General features: G+C 66.6%; 18 protein-coding genes and 1 pseudogene. 12 read left to right on the top strand and 7 right to left on the bottom strand.

The genetic code is table 11. The annotated features are described in order from the left end of the window. Window positions 1–95, bottom strand: a pseudogene (locus EDC22_RS14375) (2-deoxy-D-gluconate 3-dehydrogenase); the annotation flags it as partial. A gap of 275 nt (window positions 96–370) precedes the next feature. Between EDC22_RS14375 and EDC22_RS14370 the strand changes: the two are divergent. From EDC22_RS14370 to EDC22_RS14325, 10 genes are all read left to right on the top strand, one after another. Then, window positions 371–1,516 (top strand): transporter substrate-binding domain-containing protein, encoded by a 1,146-nt coding sequence (locus EDC22_RS14370; RefSeq protein ID WP_132807370.1) that lies wholly within the window; start codon window positions 371–373, stop codon window positions 1,514–1,516. A gap of 17 nt (window positions 1,517–1,533) precedes the next feature. After that, window positions 1,534–2,112 carry an ANTAR domain-containing response regulator gene (locus EDC22_RS14365; RefSeq protein WP_132807369.1) on the top strand — a complete coding sequence of 193 codons (579 nt, stop codon included), beginning with the start codon at window positions 1,534–1,536 and terminating at the stop codon, window positions 2,110–2,112. 127 nt (window positions 2,113–2,239) lie between these two features. After that, complete coding sequence (locus EDC22_RS14360; RefSeq protein ID WP_132807368.1) at window positions 2,240–3,490, top strand: transporter substrate-binding domain-containing protein; 1,251 nt, start codon at window positions 2,240–2,242, stop codon at window positions 3,488–3,490. 71 nt (window positions 3,491–3,561) lie between these two features. Continuing rightward, complete coding sequence (urtB, locus tag EDC22_RS14355; protein ID WP_132807367.1) at window positions 3,562–4,431, top strand: urea ABC transporter permease subunit UrtB; 870 nt, start codon at window positions 3,562–3,564, stop codon at window positions 4,429–4,431. A 23-nt stretch (window positions 4,432–4,454) separates the two neighbouring features. Further along, window positions 4,455–5,606 carry an urea ABC transporter permease subunit UrtC gene (gene urtC, locus EDC22_RS14350; protein ID WP_132807366.1) on the top strand — a complete coding sequence of 384 codons (1,152 nt, stop codon included), beginning with the start codon at window positions 4,455–4,457 and terminating at the stop codon, window positions 5,604–5,606. Continuing rightward, a complete protein-coding gene (urtD, locus tag EDC22_RS14345; RefSeq protein ID WP_132807365.1) occupies window positions 5,603–6,355 on the top strand; it encodes an urea ABC transporter ATP-binding protein UrtD in 753 nt (250 codons plus the stop codon). The genes urtC and urtD overlap by 4 nt, the downstream gene beginning before the upstream one ends. Beyond that, entirely contained in the window at window positions 6,348–7,046 is a 699-nt protein-coding gene (gene urtE, locus EDC22_RS14340; RefSeq protein ID WP_132807364.1) for an urea ABC transporter ATP-binding subunit UrtE, read from the top strand. Before urtD ends, urtE begins: the two co-directional genes overlap by 8 nt. A 52-nt stretch (window positions 7,047–7,098) precedes the next feature. Continuing rightward, window positions 7,099–8,139, top strand: a complete 1,041-nt coding sequence (locus tag EDC22_RS14335) for an aliphatic amidase (RefSeq protein WP_132807363.1) — start codon at window positions 7,099–7,101, stop codon at window positions 8,137–8,139. Between the two features lie 136 nt (window positions 8,140–8,275). Next, the gene (locus tag EDC22_RS14330) at window positions 8,276–9,073 is read left to right on the top strand and encodes a CbbQ/NirQ/NorQ/GpvN family protein (RefSeq protein WP_132807362.1); all 798 of its coding nucleotides are present in this window, start codon (window positions 8,276–8,278) and stop codon (window positions 9,071–9,073) included. Window positions 9,074–9,092: 19 nt separating this feature from the next. After that, window positions 9,093–11,375, top strand: a complete 2,283-nt coding sequence (locus EDC22_RS14325) for a nitric oxide reductase activation protein NorD (protein WP_165926919.1) — start codon at window positions 9,093–9,095, stop codon at window positions 11,373–11,375. A gap of 37 nt (window positions 11,376–11,412) precedes the next feature. On the opposite strand, the gene EDC22_RS14320 is transcribed toward EDC22_RS14325, so the two are convergent. The 6 genes from EDC22_RS14320 to EDC22_RS14295 are packed head-to-tail and all read right to left on the bottom strand — an operon-like array spanning window position 11,413 to window position 17,846. Then, complete coding sequence (locus EDC22_RS14320) at window positions 11,413–12,288, bottom strand: MBL fold metallo-hydrolase (protein ID WP_132807360.1); 876 nt, start codon at window positions 12,286–12,288, stop codon at window positions 11,413–11,415. Window positions 12,289–12,329: 41 nt separating this feature from the next. Then, window positions 12,330–13,706 (bottom strand): MmgE/PrpD family protein, encoded by a 1,377-nt coding sequence (locus EDC22_RS14315; protein ID WP_132807359.1) that lies wholly within the window; start codon window positions 13,704–13,706, stop codon window positions 12,330–12,332. Between the two features lie 23 nt (window positions 13,707–13,729). Continuing rightward, window positions 13,730–14,929: an acyl-CoA dehydrogenase family protein gene (locus tag EDC22_RS14310; RefSeq protein WP_132807358.1), complete on the bottom strand. Its 1,200-nt coding sequence runs from the start codon at window positions 14,927–14,929 to the stop codon at window positions 13,730–13,732. A gap of 38 nt (window positions 14,930–14,967) precedes the next feature. Next, window positions 14,968–15,897: a hydroxymethylglutaryl-CoA lyase gene (locus tag EDC22_RS14305; protein ID WP_132807357.1), complete on the bottom strand. Its 930-nt coding sequence runs from the start codon at window positions 15,895–15,897 to the stop codon at window positions 14,968–14,970. Between the two features lie 13 nt (window positions 15,898–15,910). Further along, the gene (locus EDC22_RS14300) at window positions 15,911–16,705 is read right to left on the bottom strand and encodes an enoyl-CoA hydratase-related protein (protein ID WP_207903789.1); all 795 of its coding nucleotides are present in this window, start codon (window positions 16,703–16,705) and stop codon (window positions 15,911–15,913) included. Next, the gene (locus EDC22_RS14295; RefSeq protein WP_132807356.1) at window positions 16,689–17,846 is read right to left on the bottom strand and encodes a CaiB/BaiF CoA transferase family protein; all 1,158 of its coding nucleotides are present in this window, start codon (window positions 17,844–17,846) and stop codon (window positions 16,689–16,691) included. Before EDC22_RS14295 ends, EDC22_RS14300 begins: the two co-directional genes overlap by 17 nt. Before the next feature lie 127 nt (window positions 17,847–17,973). Between EDC22_RS14295 and EDC22_RS14290 the strand changes: the two genes are divergently transcribed. Next, entirely contained in the window at window positions 17,974–19,548 is a 1,575-nt protein-coding gene (locus EDC22_RS14290; RefSeq protein WP_165926918.1) for a class I adenylate-forming enzyme family protein, read from the top strand. Between the two features lie 147 nt (window positions 19,549–19,695). Beyond that, a complete protein-coding gene (locus tag EDC22_RS14285; protein WP_132807354.1) occupies window positions 19,696–21,753 on the top strand; it encodes a hydantoinase/oxoprolinase family protein in 2,058 nt (685 codons plus the stop codon). Window positions 21,754–21,758: the final 5 nt, after the last annotated feature.

Below are 21,758 nucleotides of genomic sequence, written 5' to 3'. Positions count from 1 at the left end.
GCCAGCGCCACCGCGATGGTGCTGCCGATGCCGCGGCTGGCTCCGGTGACAAGGGCGCGACGCCCTGACAGGTCGAACAGCGACAGGACCGACATAGGTGTTGCATTCTCCCCCGACGATGCCGTGCCTTACCGCAAGGAACGCGGGACAGCCACCCCCGCCGACAGGCGTGCTGACAATGACGGATGCGACGATTCGCGCCCTGCGTGTTGCGCCCCAATGATCAGCCCTGCATTTCGTTGACAAGCCTTCAAGTCACGTTGCACTATTCCAAATAAAACGAAAACGCCAATGAAGGGCTTTCCCGAAGTGTGAAGCGTCGTCGCGAGGACGGCGGAGCTTCCGGCCGACCGATGAGGGGGCCCCGGAGATGTATTCGAGCACCCAGACGTCCGAACCGTGGCGTGTCGGCGTGCTGTTCTCGCGAACCGGCTACATGGCGGTGATCGAGGAGACGCAGCTGCGCGGCACGCTGATCGCCATAGAGGAGATCAACGCCGCCGGCGGCGTCAATGGACGCGAGATCGTTCCGGTGATCTACGATCCGGCCTCGGAGAATGCGCTGTTCCGCAGCTATGCGCGCAGGATGCTGGTGGCGGATGGCGTCAGCACGATCTTCGGCTGCTATACCTCGAGCAGCCGCAAGGCAGTGCTGCCAATCGTCGAGCGGCTCAACGGACTGCTATGGTACCCGACCCTCTACGAGGGGTTCGAATATTCGCCGAATATCATCTATACGGGTGCCGCGCCAAACCAGAACAGCTTCGCCCTGTGCGATTTTCTCACCGAGCGCTACGGCACGCGGTTCTTCTTCGTCGGGTCCGACTATGTCTATCCAAGGGAATCGAACCGCATCATGCGCGAGCTGCTGTCGCGGCGCGGCGGCGAGATGGTCGGCGAGCGCTATGTCAGCCTGCGTGCCGACCGGACCGATTTCCTGCCGATCATGCAGGAGATCAGGCGCACCCAGCCCGACGTGATCTTCTCGACCGTGGTCGGCGACTCGACCGTTGCGCTGTATCAGACCTATGCCGATTTCGGCTTTGATCCGCGTACCATGCCGATCGCGAGCCTGACCACCACCGAGGCCGAGATCAAGGCGATGGGCTTCGACGTCGGTCTTGGTCACATCACCGCTGCACCCTACTTCCAGGGGCTGCCGGGTTCGCGTAACGAGAGTTTCGTCTCGCGCTACAAGCAGCGGTTCGGCGAGGACGAGCCGACCAACATGTGCGTGGAGGCTGCCTATTTTCAGGTACACATGTTCGCCCGCGCCCTCGAGCTGACCGACACGCTCGACACCGATGTGCTGCGTTCAACTGTGCTCGGCACCACGTTCGACGCCCCGCAGGGGCCGATTGCCATCAATCCGGGCTGCAGCCACGCCAATGTCTGGGCCCGCATTGGTCGCGCCAACGACCGCGGCCAGTTCGACCTGCTCTGGGAGTCCAATTCGTCGGTCGATGCGGATCCCTTCCTGCAGTGCCTCGTCAGGTCGCCGGGCGTGGAGACCTGAACGACCGCACGCCTGCCATGCGACACGATTCTTCCCTGCAGCCCCGACTTTCGGCCTTCGTCGCCTGCGAGCGCGATGCGACGGGTGAGGCCTTGCTGCGGGAACTCCAGTCGCGCCGCGGCATCGTCACCCATGTGTGGCCACCGCCCGACAGGTTTCCTTATGACGTCGATGTGATCGTGACGGACATGATCGACGGGCTGGGCGAACGTCTGCCCTGGATGCCCGGCGAGTCGACGGCGACCCTTATGGTGCTGCTGCCGGAGCGTGGCGGGTTCGACCGCAAGCAGCTGCTTGATTGCTCGCCTGATGCAGTGCTGTTCCGACCGTTCGGCGCGGCAGAGTTCGCCACCACCCTCGCGGTGGCCCGCAGCCAGCACGGCTATATCCGCCGACTGCGCACCCGGATCGCGCGGCTTGACGAAAACGTCAAGGGAATCAGGGACATAGAGCGCGCCAAGATCATCCTCATGACCCAGCGCGGGATGGACGAGGACGGTGCCTATTCCTTCATCCGCAACCAGGCGATGGAACGCCGCGTGACGATCGTCACATTGGCGCGCGCAATTGTTGACAGCCATGAACTGCTGAAATAACGTTCCCACGCTTGGGTGACCAGCAAGCGGCAACAGCGCCGCCAAAATCAGATACGGGCGACATTGCCCCGCAACAGACTTTCCGGTCTGTCGCTGGGTTTTTTGCGTTCACGAGAGGGGTTCGGACATGGCCATCAAACGACGCGACTTCCTGAAGGCTACGGCAGCGACCGGTGCGGTCGCGGCAGCGGCGGGTTTCCCGCACATCTGGATCAAGGACTACGGGCTGGCGCGGGCCGCGAACGGCGAGATCAAGGTCGGTGTGCTGTTCTCGCTGACCGGAACGACCGCGATCATCGAGGAGTCGCTCAACAAGGCGACGATCCTTGCCATCGAGGAGATCAATAACGCGGGCGGCATCAACGGCATGAAGATCGTGCCGATTGTCGAGGATCCGGCTTCGGATCCCGCGACATTCGCCGACAAGGCGCGCAAGCTCGTGGTGAGCGACCAGTGCGTCAGCGTGTTCGGCTCCTACACCTCGGCCAGCCGCAAGGCGGTGCTGCCGGTGTTCGAGCGTCGGAACAATCTCTACTGGTATCCGACCCTCTACGAAGGCCGCGAGTGCTCGAAGAATGTCATCTACACGGGCGCCGTGCCGAACCAGCAGCAGGACGAATTCATCCCCTGGCTGTTCAAGAACTTCGGGCCGAAATTCTATCTGATCGGCTCGAACTACATCTATCCGCGCGAGGAAAACAACTACTGCAAGAAGCTGCTGGCCGAGCTCGGCGGCGAGGTGGTCGAGGAAGAATACGTGCCGCTCGGTCATTCCGAATTCAGCTCGGTCATCAACAAGATCCGCTCGACCCAACCGAACGTGATCTTCTCGACCGTCGTCGGCGACTCGGTGGTCGCGCTGCACCGGCAATACCGCTCTGCCGGCCTCGATCCTGAGAAGATGCCGATGGCGAGCCTGACGACGTCGGAGAACGAGGTGGCGGCGATGGGCGGTGATGCGGCCGCGGGCCACTTCACCTCGGCTCCCTACTTCATGGTCCACCAGTCGCCGGAGAACGAGAAGTTCGTCGAGGCCTACCGGAAGCGCTGGGGCGCCGACAAGGTGACGCACTTCGTCTCCGAGCCGTCCTACTTCCAGGTCTATCTGTTCAAGCAGGCGGTCGAGAAGCTCGCCCCGAGCGATATCACGCCCGAGAACATCCGCGAGGCCGTCAAGGGCGAGGAGATGATCGCGCCGCAGGGCCGGGTCCGCATCGAGCCGGAGAACCTGCACACATGGCTGTGGCCGAAGATCGCGGTGGCCAAGTCGGACGGCCAGTTCGAGGTGCTGGTGGAGTCCTCCGAGTGGATCGCCCCGGACCCTTATGCCGCCTATCCCAACCAGCAGTGCACGGCATCCGGACTCGTCGAGAGCTGAGCCACGGCTCGGTCGGCCGCGGCGGCAGAAGCGCTGCCGCGGTCGTGGCGACGAATTCGGAGAGGGGCACGATGGACATCGTTCTTCAGCAATTGATTACCGGGCTCGGCATCGCCGCGGTGCTGCTGCTCGTCGCGCTGGGGCTGGCGATCATCTACGGCACGATGGGCGTCATCAACCTGGCGCACGGTGAGTTCGTGATGCTCGGCGCTTACGGCGCATGGGTTCTCAACGCCTATTTCGGACTGGGATTGCTGGCTAGTCTGCCGCTGGTCTTTCTCGGCGTTGCGATACTGGGCTGGCTCGTCGAGAAGGGCGTCATCCGCCATCTCTACGAACGCCCGCTCGACACGATCCTGGCCACCTGGGGGATCGGCGTCATGCTGCAGCAGATCGTCCGGCTGACCGCCGGCGGCGAACTGCGCTACGTGCAGATGCCGGCTGCGCTCGGCCACTCGACGACGATTCTCGGGGTCGACGTCTCCGCCTACCGCGTCTTTATCTTCCTGACGGTCGTTGTTCTGTTCGCCGTCACCTGGCTGCTGATGTACCGCACGACGCTTGGCATGAAGCTGCGCGCGATCGTGCAGGACCGCAGCATCGCAAACTGCTTCGGCATCAATTCGGGCCGCGTGTTCGGGCTCACCTTCGCCTACGGTGCCGGGCTGGCGGGGCTCGCCGGCGCGCTCGTCGCACCGCTTAAGAGCGTGTCGCCGGAGATGGGCACCGGCTACGTGGTGGATGCCTTCTTCGTCGTCGTGCTCGGCGGAGTGCAGAGCCTGTTCGGTACGGTCGGCAGCGCCTTCCTGCTCGGCGAACTGACCGGGGTGATCGCCTACATCCGCAACGACACCATCGCCAAGGCGCTGGTGCTATTGGCGATCGTCGTCCTCATCCGGTTCCGCCCGCAGGGCCTGTTCGCGGTGCGCGTGCGGTCATGACAACGATCGGGGGAACTCAGTCCATGGCCGCGAAGCCGCGCTCCATACGCATCGGCAGGGCCCACATCCAGGTCCTCGTCTATGTGACGGTCTGCATCGCCGTGTTCCTGCTGCCCAGCTTCATCGACAACGATTTCCTGCTCAACCGCATCGCGCGCTATCTGGTGCTCAGCATCCTGGCGATGGCGCTCGCCCTGTCCTGGGGTTACGCGGGAATTCTCAACCTCGGTCAGGCGCTCAGCTTCGGTCTCGGCTCCTACTGCATGGCGATGGCGCTCAAGCTTCGGACGGTGCCGGTTCATACCGGTGCCGAGGGGCTGCCGGACTTCATGGTGTGGAACAACATCGAGACGCTGCCGCTGTTCTGGCAACCGTTCTATTCGCTGACATTCGCCATCATCGCCGGACTGCTGGTGCCGGCGCTTTGCGCGGCGGTGCTGGGCTGGTTCATGTTCCGTGGCCGGATCACCGGCGTCTATGTCGCGATCATCACGCTCGCGGCCCTCGTTGTTGGCAACCTGCTGATCATCGACCAGCAGCCCTATACCGGCGGCTTCAACGGGATCACCGATCTTGCCCAGCTGGAGCTGTTCGGCTTCGAATTCGATGCCTATTCGAGCTCGACCTACTATCTGGTCGCCAGCGGCCTTTCCATCAGCCTTCTGACGGCGCTGGCGATCACCCGCAGCAAGACGGGGCTGATCCTCCAGGCGATCCGGGATCAGGAGAACCGCGTCCGGTTCTTCGGCTACGACGTCGCCGCCTACCAGAACTTCGCCTTCTCGGTCTCGGCGGCGATCGCCGGCCTGGCCGGCATGCTCTACACGGTGGTCATGGAGTTCGCTTCGCCGACGTTCCTCGGCGTGCCGCTCAGCCTCGCCGTGGTGATCTGGGTCGCGGTCGGCGGACGGCAGAGCCTGCTCGGCGCGATGCTCGGCGCCATCCTGGTGGCCGGCATGCAGGGCGCGCTCTCGGAGTCCGAGACCTTCCTCGACACGTGGACGTTGATCATGGGCGCGATGTTCGTCCTCGTCGTGCTGTTCCTGCCTAAGGGACTGGCCGGGCTTGTCGACATCGTCCGCGATCGGATCGCCGGCGCCCGCGGGCGTCCGGTCGACGACGAGGAGTCCGCCGGCGACGGCGCAGCGGCGAAGACGGCGGGAGCGGCACAATGAACGAGAGCCATCTCGAGCTCGTCGACATCGTCATGAGCTTCAACGGCTTCAAGGCGATCGAGGGCCTGAATCTGTCCGTCAGCAAGGGCGAGTTGCGCTGTCTGATCGGGCCGAACGGGGCCGGCAAGACCACGGCACTCGACCTGATCTGCGGCAAGATCCGGCCGAGTTCGGGCGAAATCCGCTACGCGGGAAAGGTGATCTCCAATCTCGACGAGTATCAGATCGCCCGGGCCGGAGTCGGTCGCAAGTTCCAGGTTCCGAGCGTCTTGCGCCAGCTGACGGTGCGGGAGAACCTCGAGGTCGCCAACTGCAAGCAGACCGGCGTGTTTGCAAACCTGTTCCGACCGGGCATCTCCGGGCGACGGGAACTGGAGGCGCTCGCCGAGTTCGTCGGCCTTGGTGAAGTGCTCGACCGGCAGGCTGGCTACCTCTCGCACGGACAGACGCAGTGGCTGGAGATCGCCCTGCTGCTCGCACAGGACAGTGAGCTGATCCTGCTCGACGAGCCGACCGCCGGCATGACCGTCCAGGAAACGCACAAGACCGCGGAAATCTGCAACCGGCTGAAGGGACGGCACACCATCATCGTGGTCGAGCACGACATGGGCTTCGTCAAGGAGATCGGCGATGTGATCTCGGTGATGCACCAGGGCCGTCTGCTGGCGCAGGGCACCGTCGCCGAGATCGAGCGCAACGAGAAGGTGCGGGAAGTCTATCTCGGGTCGATGGGGATCGGTCATGCTTGAGATCAGCCGGCTCGATGCCTACTACGGCAATTCCCGGGCGCTGCAGAACGTCGACATCCGGGTTCCGGACGGCGGTTTCCTGTCGATCATCGGGCGTAACGGCGTCGGCAAGACGACGCTGCTGCGCGCGATCCTGGGGCTCATGGACCGCACCCGCGGCAGCATCCGGCTCGATGGTGTCGAGATTTCGGGCATGCCGACCTACCGGCGCGCGCGGGCGGGCATCGGCTACGTGCCGCAAGGCCGCGGCATCCTGCCCCGTTTCACGGTCGCTGAAAACCTGAGGATGGGCACCTTCGCGCGCGACGAGACGCGCCCCCCGGTCGACGAGGCGTTCATCTTCTCGCTGTTCCCCGTCCTGAAGGAGCGTCTCGGGGTGCGCGGCGGCAATCTGTCGGGCGGCCAGCAACAGCAGCTCGCGATCGCCCGGGCGCTGCTGAGCAGCCCCAGGATCATCCTGCTCGACGAGCCGACCGAGGGGATCCAGCCGAATGTCGTCGAACAGATCGAGACGGTGATCCGGCGCCTCAACAAGGAGCTCGGCATCACCATCGTCCTCGTCGATCAGGACATCGCGTTCGCGCGCTCCGCCTCGGACAGTTTCGCCATCATCGACAAGGGACGCGTGGTCGCCGGCGGGCCGGTCAGTGACCTGACCGACGACCTCGTCAACCGCCACATGGCCGTGTGAGGGCTCTCGGGCGGGCGTTTCGAACCCAGATCATGCAAGTGGGAGGTACCAAATGCTTCATGGTGACATTTCTTCGAGTAACGACACGGTCGGCGTGGCGGTCGTCAACTACAAGATGCCACGGCTGCATACCAAGGCCGAGGTTCTTGAGAATGCCCGAAAGATCGCCGACATGCTGGTCGGCATGAAGGTCGGCCTCCCGGGCATGGATCTCGTCATCTTCCCCGAGTATTCGACCCACGGAATCATGTATGATTCCAAGGAAATGTATGAAACGGCCTCGACCTGCCCGGGCGAGGAGACCGAGATCTTCGCGCAGGCGTGCCGCAAGGCCGGGGTGTGGGGCGTGTTCTCGCTGACCGGCGAGCGGCACGAGGAGCATCCCAACAAGGCGCCCTACAACACGCTGATCCTGATGAACGACAAGGGGGAGATCGTTCAGAAATACCGCAAGATCATGCCCTGGGTTCCGATCGAGGGCTGGTATCCGGGCAACTGCACTTACGTCTCGGAGGGTCCCAAGGGCCTCAAGATCAGCCTGATCATCTGCGATGACGGCAACTATCCCGAGATCTGGCGGGACTGTGCGATGAAGGGCGCCGAACTGATCGTCCGCTGCCAGGGCTACATGTATCCGGCCAAGGACCAGCAGGTCATCATGGCCAAGGCGATGGCCTGGGCGAACAACGTCTATGTTGCCGTCGCCAATGCCGCCGGCTTCGACGGCGTCTACTCCTATTTCGGCCATTCGGCGATCATCGGCTTCGACGGCCGCACGCTCGGCGAATGCGGCGAGGAGGAGATGGGCATCCAGTACGCCCAGCTGTCGAAATCGCTGCTGCGCGACGCGCGCCGCAACATGCAGTCGCAGAACCATCTCTACAAGCTGCTGCACCGCGGCTACACCGGCATGATCAACTCCGGCGAGACGGCGAAGGGTCTGGCAGCCTGTCCGTACGACTTCTACAGCAAGTGGGTGACCGATCCGGAGGGAACAAGGGAGATGGTCGAGGCCATCACCCGCGCCTCGCCCGGCACCGACGAATGTCCGATCGAGGGCATTCCGAACCCCAAGACGGTGGCACACCGCTGAGCTGCTTGACGCAGCGGGCCGGGCCGTCCCGGCATGGGCGGCCCGGTGCGGCCGAAATGATGGCGGCCCCGACCATGCATCTGCCGCCTCCGTCGGGCGGCAGGCAGGAGGGGCCTGCGACCACTCGGGAGACCCCATGGAACTCGCGGACTACCTGCTCCACGACGAGCCGTTCTACCGGCCGGTCGGCAACGAGGTGCATCTCTACGAGGTGGCCTATGCCGCCCGCATGCCGGTGATGCTCAAGGGGCCGACCGGCGTCGGCAAGACGCGCTTCATCGAACACATGGCCTGGCGGCTGAAGCGGCCGCTGGTCACGGTCGCCTGCCACGAGGACATGACCGCGTCCGACCTCGTCGGCCGCTACCTGCTCGATTCCGCCGGTACGGCCTGGCACGATGGGCCTCTGGCGGTCGCCGTGCGTCATGGCGCGATCTGCTATCTCGACGAGATCGTCGAGGCACGACAGGACACCACCGTGGTGATCCATCCGCTGGCCGACGACCGGCGGGTGCTGCCGATCGAGAAGCGAAACGAACTGGTGCGGGCCCATCCCGACTTCCACCTCGTGATCTCCTACAATCCCGGCTATCAGAGCGTCCTGAAGGATCTGAAGGAATCGACCAAGCAGCGGTTCGGGGCGATCGACTTCAACTATCCGGCTGCCGAGGTGGAGGCCGAGATCGTCGCCCACGAATCCGGTGTCGACATGGCCGTGGCCGAGCGGCTGGTTCGCGCCGGCCAGCGGTCGCGCAATCTGAGGGGCCACGGGCTCGAAGAGGGTGCCTCGACGCGCATGCTCATCCACGCGGGCCGGCTGATCGCCCGCGGCGTGTCCGCCGACGAGGCATTCGAAATGGCCGTCATCCTGCCGATCACCGACGATCCCGACATCCGCAGCGCACTGCGCGAGGCCGTCGCCGCACTCTCCTGAACACTGCTCAAGCCCGCCGATGGCACGCAACCCCAACCCGATCGACGATCTGATGAACCGTGCGCGCCTCGTCGAACTGGTCGGCGAGGCCGGCTGGCGGGCGGTGCGCGAGATGTTTCCGGGGCCAGCCTTCGACCAATGGAGCGAGGGCCTGGATGCGCTGGTGTCGTCCGGACTCGGCGGACGGGCGGTGGCGCTGTTCGCCAAGGTGACCCCGGCCTGCGCACGGCTGGTCGGGGCCGAGGCGACGCTCAGGCTTGTGCCGGTGGTCCAGCAGGCGGCGCGGCGTGCCGGCGAGGGACCGGCGATCGAGCTGCTGGTCGCCTCGGACCACGCGGCACGCCTGCTCGGGGGGCGCGACGCGTTCAGCTCCTGGCTTGCCGCGATGGAGGAACTGGCGGCGGCAGCGCCAGAGTCCCTTCAGGCGGTGGCGCGGCAGACCGAGTTCATCCTGTCGAACGTCGATGCTGCAGGGTTCCGCCGGTGGCTGCTGGCCGGGCTCAGGGCGGCGGGCGACGATCCCGGCCGGCGCCTCGCCTATCTGTCGCTTGCCGACGGCGCGGCACTGCGGCTGTTTCGGGATGGCGCGGGCGACACCACCTTCCACCACGTTGAACGGCATCTGAGACTCTACCTTGCTGCCCTGTGGGGCATGCGGCCGGTGATCCGCGCGGCGCCGCGCGGCCCGGCCGTCAAGCCGGTGCGCCGCACCACGTTCGACCGCTACATGATCCGCATGCCGGAGAGTTTCCCCGGCTACAGCGCCGCACAGTCGGAACGGCTCTACCGGGCATCCCTCGCCCATGTCGGCGCTCACCTGATGTTCACGCCGGAACGGTTTCCGGTGCGCGAACTGAAGCCGATCCAGGTCGCGCTGGTGTCGCTGATCGAGGACGCCCGCGTCGAGGCGCTGGCGATGCGCGAGTTCCCCGGGCTCGGCCGGCTCTGGAGGAGCTTCCATGTCGCGGAGGCGAATGGCTCGCAGGTCGCGCCGGTCCTGCTCGCGCGCCTGGCGCGGGCGCTGATCGATCCCGCCTTTCGCGATCACGATCCGTGGGTGCGCAAGGGCAGGGAGATGTTCCACGATCAGCGTGGTCGCTGGGACGATTCCGAGATGAGCCGCGAGATGGGCTCGCTGCTCGGCAACGATCTCGGCCAGATGCGCGTCCAGTTCAACGCCAGGACCTACGTCGTCCAGCCGCCCTATCGCGACGACAACCTGGGATTGTGGGATTTCGGCGAGCCCTCGACATCTGCCGACGAGCAGGCCGAGATCATGACGGACTCGATCAAGATCCAGCAGACGGAGAACGAGGACCAGCCACACCAGCGTGAGCGGGCCGAGCAGGCCCGCGACGAGGCGAGCATTGCGGCGCGGCTGTCAGCGGTGGAGGACGATGTCGGCCTGCCTGTCGCACGCTATCCGGAGTGGGACTACGCCATCGGCCACGATCGGGTGGAATGGACGACCATCATGGATTTCTCGCCGAGGACGGCGCGGCCGGAGATCATCGACCGGATCATGGCGGACTACCCGGAGGTCACAGCGCGGATCTCGCGGCTTATCCGGTCCGCGCGAGTGAGCCGGCCGGTCAGGGTCAGGCGCCAGCCCGACGGCGACCGTCTCGACCTCGATGCCGCAATCCAGGCCACGGTCGACCGACGCAGCGGGCTGACGCCGGATCCGCGTGTCTACGAGACCTCGGTGCTGCGCAACCGCGATCTGTCGATCCTCGTGCTGCTCGACATTTCGGAATCGACCAAGGACATCGTGCGCGGCACGACGACGAGCGTCTTTGCGCTGGAGCGGGCGGCTACCGCACTGCTGTCCACCGCCATGGCCGAAGTGGGCGACCCCTATGCCGTGCGGGCCTTCTGTTCGGACACGCGGCATGAGGTTCGCTACTACCGGATCAAGGAGTTCGGCGAGCCCTACGGCGACGCCGTGAAGGCCCGCCTGGCCGGGCTGCGTGGCGGTTACTCGACCCGGATCGGCGCGGCGATCCGCCACGCCGGCGCCGAGCTCAGGGGCTGCCTCACCCATCGCCGGCTGCTGCTGATCGTCACCGACGGCGAGCCGTCCGACGTTGACGTGCTCGACCGCACCTATCTGGTCGAGGATGCCCGCCGGGCGGTACAGCTGCTGTCGCAAGAGGGCATCGACGTGTTTTGCGTCGGGCTCGATGGCAACGGCACCGGCTATCTCAGCCGAATCTTCGGTCGCCGCAACGTCATGCTGATCGACCGCGTGGCAGCACTGCCGGAGAAGCTGCCGATGCTCTACTTCCGCCTCACCCACTGACCGCGCCGTCGCGCCCGCCCGCGCCCCAGCGAGGCCGCTACACCGTGAACGCCCAGGCCTCGGGGATCGCCGCGTAGCCATTACCGTCGCGCACGATGTGGGCGAAGCCGGGAAAGTGCAGATGCATGCCGGCGACCAGCAGCCTGTCGGTCGCCACCATGTCGAGCACGCGGCGTCGCGAGGCGGCAGCCGCTTCGGGATCGCTGTCGAAGATCATCGTCGCGCTCGGCCGGGGCAGCTGGATCTCCGGGACGTGGCAGACGTCGCCCCAGATCATCATCGTTTCGCCACCTGAAGCGACGACATAGGCGGTGTGGCCCGGTGTGTGACCGGCGATCGGGAGGGCGGTGATGCCCGGGAACACCTCGCCCTCGGCGTGTCTGCGCCGGTCGGCATAGGGCTGCAACTGGAATCGGCCCCACTCGAAGTAGCGCAGCTTCTGACGCTCGCTGGCCCGGGCCATCTCGGCATCGTCATGCCAGTGGCGGACATCGGCCTCCGAGACGACCAGTTCGGCGTTCTCGAAGTTGCGGCTGCCGTCGGCGGCGGTCAGCCCGTTGGAGTGGTCGGGGTGAACGTGGGTCAGCAGCACGGTGTCGATGTCCGCGAACGCGACCCCGGCCGCCGCCATCGAGGCCGGGAGCCTTCCCAGAGTCGGCCCCATCGAATCCCCTGAGCCAGCATCGACCAGCGCAACCCGGTCCTTCGTGCGAATGAGGAAGCAGTTGATCGAGATGCGCGGCGGCGAGGGCCGGAACGCGGCCCCGAGCATTTCGTCCACCTCGGCGGCATCGACGTTGCGAAAGATGTCGTAGGACCCGTCCATGTAGCCGTCACAGAGCGCGGTGACGAGGATGTCGCCGACGCGGCGATGATAGACGCCGGGGATCTGGGCAGTGGGCAGGGCGGGCATCGGGCGTTCCTCTCAAGGCGCGCGAAACGGGCGGATCAGGCTCAGTGGCGGTGAGGCAGGTTGGCGGTTGCGAAGTCGAGATCGCGCAGGTTGTCGATCCGGCGGAGTCCGACCAGCTGCTCGAACAGGCGCTCGGCCCGTCCGTCGGCGAGGTGTCCGGTCACACAGTCGAGAAACTTCCCGCGCAGCCCGTCGCGACTCAGGGGATTCTGCCAGCTGCCCTGTGCAAACTGCACGGGCTCGTGGCGCAGCACCTCGCCGGTCACGAGTTCTACCTCCACCGTGTCGGGCGGGGAATCGGGCATGCCGGCGATGCCGTCATGAACCGCGGTGCAGGCGACCTTGCGCATCGCCGCGATGACATCAGGGCGGCGCACGAAGCCGTCGCTCAGCTCGGCAAGTCCGACCCGGCGGGCGACGAGCGCGCTCGCCATCGCGAACTCCATCGAGAATTTTGCCTCGAGGCCCGTCCTCGGGGCGTGGTTGCGCAGCATCAGCAGTTCGGGCCCGCCGGCGCCGACGCGGATCTCGCGCACCTCGTCAGGCGTCAGGTCATGCGCCTCGACAAGGTCGAGCATCGCGTCGATCGCGCGGTGCGTCGAGTAGCAGAGCGGATACCGCTTGATGTTGAGGCCGAGTTGCGCCATCCGCCAGATTCGGCCAAGACCATGGTCGCGCTTGTCCAGATCCGGCGTACCGGACGGCGAGTGCGCACGCAGGTAGCCCGTACGATGCTCCAGCACGTCTGGCGAGGCGGTGAAGCCGCGCGCGGCGAGGCGGGCGGCAAGGATGCCCGACTGGGCGGCGCGGCCGGCGTGCAGGGGCTTCGTCATGGTGCCGAAATTGGCGACAAGGCCTGCCCCCAGCGAGGCACCTATGGCGATCGTGTTGGCGGCCCGGTCAGCATCGAGGCCGTGCAGCACCGCGCAGGCGGCCGCCGTCGCCACGGTGCCCTGAACGGCGGTGGGATGAAAGCCTCGGTCGTGCAGCTTGCCGGGCTCGAGCGAGTCCAGCAGCGCCCAGAGCTCATAGCCCGCCACGTAGGCGGCGAGTGCACGGGCGCCGGAGATGCCGAGTGCATGGCCCTCGGCGAGGATCGCCGGGACGAGCACCGTGCTCGGATGGCCGTCGATACCGACATCGTCATAGTCGAGCGCGTGGGCGGCGACGCCGTTGACCAGCGCCGCGTCGGCCGATGCCAGCATCACGCCGGAAGGGATCAGCGGCGCGGTGTCGGGGCCGGAGGCGGGTGAGATCAGTTCGCGTACCAGCCGCGAGGCATCCTCCTCGCTGCCGGCGATCATCACGGCGACGCAATCGGTCGTGCCGAGGGCTGCGGTATCGAGGCAGATGTCGGGAACTGCGTCCGGATGCAGCCCGGCGAGGAATTCGGCGGCCTGTCGCGTCAACCCGGTCATGGCGTTCGACTCCGGTTGCAGCATCAGTACGAGCGCGGCATGCCGAGCACGTGCTGGCCGATATAGGCGAGAATCAGGTTGGTGGAGATCGGCGCGGTCTGGTACAGCCTGACTTCGCGCCACTTCCGCTCGACGTCGTATTCGCGGGCGAAGCCGAAGCCGCCATGGGTCTGCAGACAGGCCTCGGCAGCGTGCCAGGTCGCCTCAGAGGCAAGCAACTTGGCAATGTTGGCCTCCTCGCCGCAGGGCCTCCCGGCGTCGAACAGCGCGGCCGCCTTGCGGCACATCAGATCGGCCGCCTCGAGCTCGGCATAGGCGCGGGCGAGCGGAAATTGCACGCCCTGATTGGCGCCGATCGGCTTGCCGAAGACGACGCGCTCCTTGGCGTATTCGACCCCCTTCTTCAGGAGCCAGCGGCCGTCCCCGACGCATTCGGTGGCGACCAGGATACGTTCGGCATTCAGGCCATCGAGGATGTAGCGGAACCCCTTGCCTTCCTCGCCGATCAGATTCTCGGCCGGCACCTCCAGATTGTCGATGAACACCTCGGTGGTGTTGTGATTGATAAGCGCCCTGATCGGCTTGATCTCGACACCGTTGCCGCGCGCCTCGCGCAGATCGACGAGGAACACCGACAGGCCGTCGGTACGCTTCTGCACCTGGTCGGCCGGCGTGGTGCGGGCGAGCAGCAGCATCAGGTCGGAATGGAGTGCCCGCGAAGTCCAGACCTTCTGGCCGTTCACGATATAGCGGTCGCCCTGACGCACAGCCCGGGTCTTGAGCTGGGTCGTGTCCGAGCCTGTGGTCGGCTCGGTGACACCGAAGGCCTGAAGGCGCAGTTCGCCCGATGCGATGGCGGGCAGATAGCGGCGCTTCTGCGCCTCGCTGCCATGTCGCAGCAGCGTGCCCATGATGTACATCTGGGCATGAGCGGGGCTTGCCGTGCAACCGCTGGCGTTGATCTCCTCGAGGATGACGGCGGCGGCGCGCAGCGGCAGACCCGACCCGCCATATTCTTCCGGGATCAGCGCGCCGAGGAAGCCTGAGGCGGTCAGCGCCTTGACGAATTCGCTCGGATAGGCCTGCTCCTCATCGAGCCGGCGCCAGTATGCCGGTGGAAAGCCGCTGGCGATTCGGCGCACGGCCTCGCGCAGTTCGGGAAAATCCTCGCCGAGCTCGACATGGACGGCAGCGCCTGCCGCGGCGTCGTTGATCTGATCCATTCTCATCCTTCCGAAGGGTATCGGCCGGCCGAACCGTATCAGGTCACCTCGGCGGCAGGTCGGTACGTTCTGGGCAGGCCGGCGCGCGCCACGGCTCCACAGAAGCGCTCGCCCGGCAGCCAGGATTCCACCGTGCGGCGCAGGTCGACCAGCGCCTCGATATCGATGCCGGTGTCGAAGCCGAGCGATTCGAGCAGGAACACGGTGTCCTCGCTGTCGATATTGCCGGTGGCGCCCGGTGCGAAGGGGCAGCCGCCCAGTCCGCCAAGCGAGGCGTCGAAGGCGCGCACACCGACCTCGAGCGCCGCCGTCACATTGGCAAGGCCGAGCCCGCGCGTGTCGTGGAAGTGACACGCGACCGGCACATCTCCCACCGCTGTCATGACCGCGCGCATCAGGCTGCGTACCTGGCCGGGGTGGCCGTAGCCCACGGTGTCGGGAATGACGATCTCGTCGGCACCGAGTTCGGCCAGCGTGGCGGCGATTTCCACGACGCGCCTTTCCGGCACCGCGCCCGCGATCGTGCAGCCGAAGGCGGTGGCGATGCCGCAGCCAACCCGTGCGTCCGGTGCCCGCTCGTTCCTGAGCGCGACGATCCGCCGGAAATCCTCGATCGATTCCGCAGTGGAGCGGCGGACATTCGCCAGATTGTGCTCCTCACTTGCCGACAGGACGTAATTGATCTTGCTGACGCCGATCGCGAAGGCGCGCTCGGCGCCCTTGAGGTTCGGCACCAGAGCGGAGACCGTGAAGCCGCCCAGCTGCAGCGCGCCGGCGGCGACCTCGGCAGCGTCGGCGAACTGCGGCACGACCTTGGCCGGAACGAAGGACGTGACTTCGATCTCGCCGACGCCGGCAGCGGCTTCGCGACGGCACCATTCAAGCTTCTGCTGCGGCGTCAGGATGGTCTTGACCATCTGCAGCCCGTCGCGCAGGCCGACCTCGCGCAGGTGGGCCTTCTCGGTCATGGCGGCGATCCTCCTAGCGGCCCCTGAAGGCCGGCTTGCGCTTCTCGTTGAACGCGTTGACGCCCTCGCGGCGGTCCTCGGTCGGGACCATCCGGTTGTAGGCCTCGATCTCGAAGGCGAGGCCGTCCCAGATCGACATGTCGAGGCCGCGCTGGATTGCCTGCTTTGCCTGGCGTACCGAGATCGGCGCGTTGGCGGCGATGCGGTCTGCGGTCGCGAGCGCTGCGGGCAGCAGCTCGGCCGGCTCGCACACCCGGTTGACCAGCCCCCAGGCCTCGGCCTCTGCCGCCGTGAACGGCAGGCCGGTCAGAATGATCTCCTTGGCGCGGCGGGCACCGACGGCGCGGGCAAGGTTCTGGGTGCCGCCGGCGCCCGGCATGATGCCGAGCGTCACCTCGGTCAGGGCGAAACGGGCGTTGGTCGAGGCATAGACGAAATCGCAGGCCGCCGCGATCTCGCAGCCGCCGCCATAAGCCGCCCCGTTGACGGCGCAGATGACGGGCAGCGGACAGCCGATGACGGCGCGCACCATGCGCTCGAAGATCGCGTGCTGGGCGGCCCATGTCTCGTCCGACATGCCGCGGCGCTCCTTCAGGTCGCCGCCGGCGCAGAACGCCTTGTCGCCACGTCCGGTGAGGACGAGGCAGCGCAGATCCTGATGGTCGATCAGGAACGTCTCGAACAGCGCCATCAGATCGAGGCCCATCTGCGTGTTCATGGCATTGGCAGCGTGCGGCCGGTCAAGTGTGATGACCATCACATGCGGCGACAACCGCTCGGTCGAAATCGTCTCAAAGCTGGTCTGCAAGGCGCTTCCTCGGCATCTTCTTCAGGTGGGCATCGTGCTCGCCGAGCTTCGGGGCGGGCGATGCGATGCGCGGACGCACGCCGTCAAAGGCGAGCGGCACGCCCATGAGCTTGAGGCCGCCGCTGTCGACCGACATCCCGAGCGCGGCTGTCTGCGGATGGCGGGCGACCTGATCCACGGTGAGCAGTGGCGAATTCGGCACGCCGAGCTCGTCGAGGCGGGCGGCGAGCTCGTCAGGTTGCCAGTGCGAAACCGCCTCCTCGATGATTGGCAGCAGTCGGTTCCGGTTGGTGACGCGGGCGGCGTTGGTGGCAAAGGCGGGATCGGTGGCGAGATGTTCGAGGCCGAGCGCCGCGCAGAGCTTGCGGAACAGATTGTCGTTGCCGGCCGCGATCATCAGCCAGCCGTCGGCGGTGCGATAGGCCTGGTACGGCACGATCTCGGCGACGCCGGACCCGTAGGGCTTGCGCACGTCGCCCGCCGCCTCGTAGCCGGCGAGCGGAATCGTCATCCAGGCTAGCCCGGTCTCGTAGAGCGACGTCGAGACTTGGGTTCCCTCGCCGGTCTGGGCACGGGCGATCAGGCTCGACAGCAGCCCGATCACGGCCCACATGCCCGATCCCATGTCGACCAGTGACACGCCGACCCGCACCGGCGGGCGATCGCCCTCGCCGGTCACGCTCATGATGCCGGTGGAGGCCTGCACAAGCGGGTCGTAGCCAGGCTTGCGGGCGAGCGGACCGGTCGCGCCGAAGGCGCCGATGTCGCACCAGATCAGCGACGGCTTCTCGGCGCGCAGGGACTCCGCCGTGAGGCCGAACCGCTCGAGGATGCCGGGGCGCAGGTTCTGGATGACCGCATCGGCCTCGTCGACGATCAGACCACGAAGGAAGGCGGCGTCCCCGGGGTCTGCATAGTTGACGGTGATCCCTTCCTTGCCGCGATTGAGCGCTGCGAAGGACGACGAGGTATCGCCCCAGAACGGTGGCCCCCAGCCGCGGGCGTAGTCGCCGCCATCCGGATTCTCGACCTTGATGACGCGCGCCCCGAGATCGGCCAGGATCAGTCCGGCATAGGGCGCCGCGACGCTGTGGCCGAGCTCGACGACGACGATGCCGTCGAGGGGTCTGCGATGAGTCATCATCCACCTCTTGCTTGTCGTGAAGACGGTAATGTGGCAACGTCCGTCTCGTCAATATAACGTTTCATCAAGTCACGCCGGCATCTGCCGGTGGCGCGAGCCGCGCCAGCCACCCGCCGGGAGGACCATGAAGCCGATATCGTGGAAATCCGAGTGGCTACCCCTTGTCCGCCAGCACGCCGGCCGGGTGGCGGTGTCCGACGCGCGTGGCGATGTGACATATGCGGATCTCTACGCTGCCGCTGCGGGCATGGCGGCCCGGCTTCTGGCGTGCGACGTCGCGCCGGGCGAACCGGTGGCGACGATGCTGCCGAACGGCCGCGAGGCGGTCGCCGCCAGCCTTGCTGCCGCGCTCGTGGGGGCGGCGGAGGCGCCAATCAATCCGGCCTTCGCCGCAGCCGAGGCACGGCATTGCCTGACGCTGGTCGGCGCCCGGCTGCTGTTGACGTCGTCCGCGCTGGACACCGGATTCGCCGGTGCCGGGACCGAGACGATCATCGTCGAGGACATTGCGCCGGCGGCCTTCGAAAGCCTGCCGGACATCCGCGTCGATCCCGGCACATGGGGGCGGATCATGTTCACCTCCGGCACGACTGGCAGGCCAAAGGGGATCGTGCATTCGCATGGCGGCCGCTGGATCGCCAACATCCTGCAGCGCGCCACCATGCCGGTGGCGGCGGCGCCGGGCCGACGCATCCTGCTGATGACGCCCTATGCGCATGGCGCGAGTCTGCTGACCCAGGCATTCCTGGATGGCGGTGGGTCGGTGCTGCTGCTGGGCGGGGTCGAGCCCGATACTGTCGGCCGCGTGCTGCGCGCCGGTGATGTCGACCAGATCTTTGCGCCGCCGACCGTGCTGTCGAGACTCGTCGAGATCGTGGAAGGCGAGGAAATTGCCGGGATCGCCACGATCTTCACCGGTACGGCGCCGCTGTCGACGGAACTCTATGCAAGGGCGCGGGCGATCTTCGGTCCGGTGGTCCGCGTCACCTTCGGCAAGACCGAGGTGTTCAATCCGATCACCGTGCTGACGCCAGCCGAGACCGACCGCTGGTACGATGATCCGCGGTCGCGGTCGAGCATCTGCGTGGGCTGGCCGGCGAGCGGTGTCGAGGTGGCCATCGGGATTGAGGAGGCGCCTGTGCCGGAGTCCCCGACGGGCGAAGCTCCGCCCGACCAGCCGCGAGTCGGGCCGGTGCTGATCCGCGCCCAGCACATGCTCATCGCCACGCTCACCGAGGAGGGCGTGCGCGAGCAGGCGCCCGGGGAATTTCACCGAACCGGCGACCTCGGCTTCGTCGACGCCGAGGGGCGACTGCATCTCGTCGGGCGCGAGGCGGATGTGATCAAGACGGGCGGCTACCGGGTCACGCCCGAGGAGATCGAGGCGCAGCTGCGCCCGGCGCTGCCAGGTGGCGAGATCGTCGTCGTCGGGCTGCCGTCGAGCTACTGGGGAGAGGTGATCGCGGCGGCCGTGGCCGGGGCCCCGGCCGGCTGGGAGGAGGCGCTTGCGCCGGCCATCGAGGCCATGACCAGGTTCAAGCGCCCCCGGATCCTCGCAGCTGTCCCGGCAATCCCGCGCAATCCGATGGGCAAGATCGCGCGGTCGCGTGTTCGCGATGCGATCCTCGACCGCTATCGCCTGATCGATGGACGATATCCGCGGCTGGAGGCGCGTGAGGTCGAAGATTCGACCGACTGAGCCGCCCGGACTGTTGACAGCGGGTCCGAGCTGGCGATACGGTATGAAACGTTTCATTGAAGAGCCCGCGCAGGGCTGTGCGATGGCAGGGCTGCCGCCGACTGTTTCCGGTTGGTGGCAAACACCGGGAAGCGGGCGGGAGAGCGCATGCGGCGGGTCGGCATCGATGTGGGCGGAACGTTCACGGACGTCGTCATGTTCGACGATGCCAGTGGTGCCGTGTGGTCGACCAAGGTGCCGACGACTCCGCAGGATCCGACGGTCGGCGCGTTGAACGGTCTCAAGGCGATCATCGCGCTGAGCAAGTCGACACCGGGCGCGGTGGATTTCGTCGGACACGGCACGACGATCGCCACCAACATGGTCATCGAGGGCAAGGGCGCCAGGACCGGCCTGATCACCACGCGCGGCTTCCGCGACATCCTGGAGCTGCGCCGCGGCTGGCGGCATGATCGCGCCGATCTCTACGACCTGTTCTTCGAGGCGCCGCGCGAGCTCGTCCCCCGCTACCTGCGTCGCGAGGTGAGCGAGCGCATCGCCTATGACGGGTCGGTCGAGACGGCACTCGACGAGGCCGAGCTCGACGACTGCCTCGAGGGCCTGAAGCGCGACGGTGTCGAGGCGCTGGCGGTGTGCTTCATCAATTCACCGGTGAACGAATGCCACGAGCGTCAGGCGCTGAACCGCATCCGCGCGCAGGTAAACGATATCTTCGTGACCGGCTCGATCGAGGTCAATCCGGAGATCATGGAGTACGAGCGCACCTGCACGACGGTGGTCAACGCGATGCTCGGGCCGCGCTGCGGCCAGTACGCGACCACCTTCACCCGCAAGGCGCGCGAGCTCGGCATTGCGGCCGACATCTTCTTCATGCAGTCGAATGGTGGTCTGACGCCGCCGGAGGCGATCAACGAACGGCCGGTGACGCTGCTCGCCTCGGGTCCGGCTGGGGGCGTGACGGCGGTTGCCAGGCTGTGTGAACGCATGGGGATCGCCAATGCGATCGCCGGCGACATGGGCGGGACGAGCTTCGACGTTTCCCTGGTCCGTGACGCGCGTCCGGAGATGCGCAACTCGACCATGCTGAACACCTACACGATCCGCTGCCCCAACATCGACATCATCTCGATCGGCGCCGGCGGCGGCTCGATCGCGTGGATCGACGGGGCAGGGGGCATCCGCATCGGGCCAGAGAGTGCAGGCGCCGAACCCGGGCCGGCATGCTATGGCCGTGGCGGCACCCGACCGACCGTCACCGACTGCAATCTCGTCCTCGGCCATGTAGATCCTGGCAGCTTCATGGGCGGCGAATTCAAGCTCGACGTCGCGGCCGCCCGCACGGCGATCGAAACCCATCTGTCCGGGCCGCTCGGCGTCAGCGTCGAGGACGCTGCACTGTCGGTCCGCCAGGTCGCCAACGCCCTGATGGCGCAGGCGATGCGCCTCGTCTCGGTAGAGCGCGGCTACGATCCGCGCGACTTCGTCTACATCCCCTATGGCGGTGCCGGACCGGTGCATGCGGTCGATCTGGCGCGCGAGCTGGAAATCCCGACCGTGGTGCTGCCGCCGATGCCGGGGGTATTCAGCGCCTTCGGAATGCTGGTCTCCGACGTTATCCACGATTTCCAGGCGTCCATCGTGCAGAACGTCGAGGAGGTGGAGCCCGAGATGCTCGCCGCCCGCATTGCCGATCTCGAGCGGCTCGGCCGGGCGCGGCTGCGCGAGGCGGGTATCGCCGAGCAGGACGTCGTGATCGAGCGGCGCGCCGATTGCTGTTATCTCGGTCAGGGCGACACGATGCTGGTGGAAATCCCCGACGGGCAGATGGATCGGGCGGCGGTCGATGCCATCGGGCAGAACTTCATCCGCGAGCACCGCCGCCACTGGAACTTCGACGTCAAGGGGCGTCCTGTCCGGCTGGTCAACCTGCGAATCCGGGCAATCGGCAAGGTCGGCCGGTTCGGCGCAGCCGGCCCCCGCAAGCGCAACGGCGAGGCGCTCGAGCCGGTCGGGACCGCCCGCATCCGCCTTCCCCGGGGCTGGGTGGAGATGCCGCGGTATCGGCGCGAGGACCTGCGGGCAGGCGACCGGATTGAGGGGCCGCTGGTGGTGGAGGAGCTCAGCTCGCGCATCGCCATCGATGCCGGCGACAGTCTCGAGATGCGTGACGATGCGGCGATCGTCGTCTCCATCGGGAGGGCATGAAGGGC

The sequence above is a fragment of the Tepidamorphus gemmatus genome (assembly GCF_004346195.1).
GTDB lineage: Bacteria > Pseudomonadota > Alphaproteobacteria > Rhizobiales > Tepidamorphaceae > Tepidamorphus > Tepidamorphus gemmatus.
This window is presented reverse-complemented; position numbering and strand designations above follow the sequence as displayed.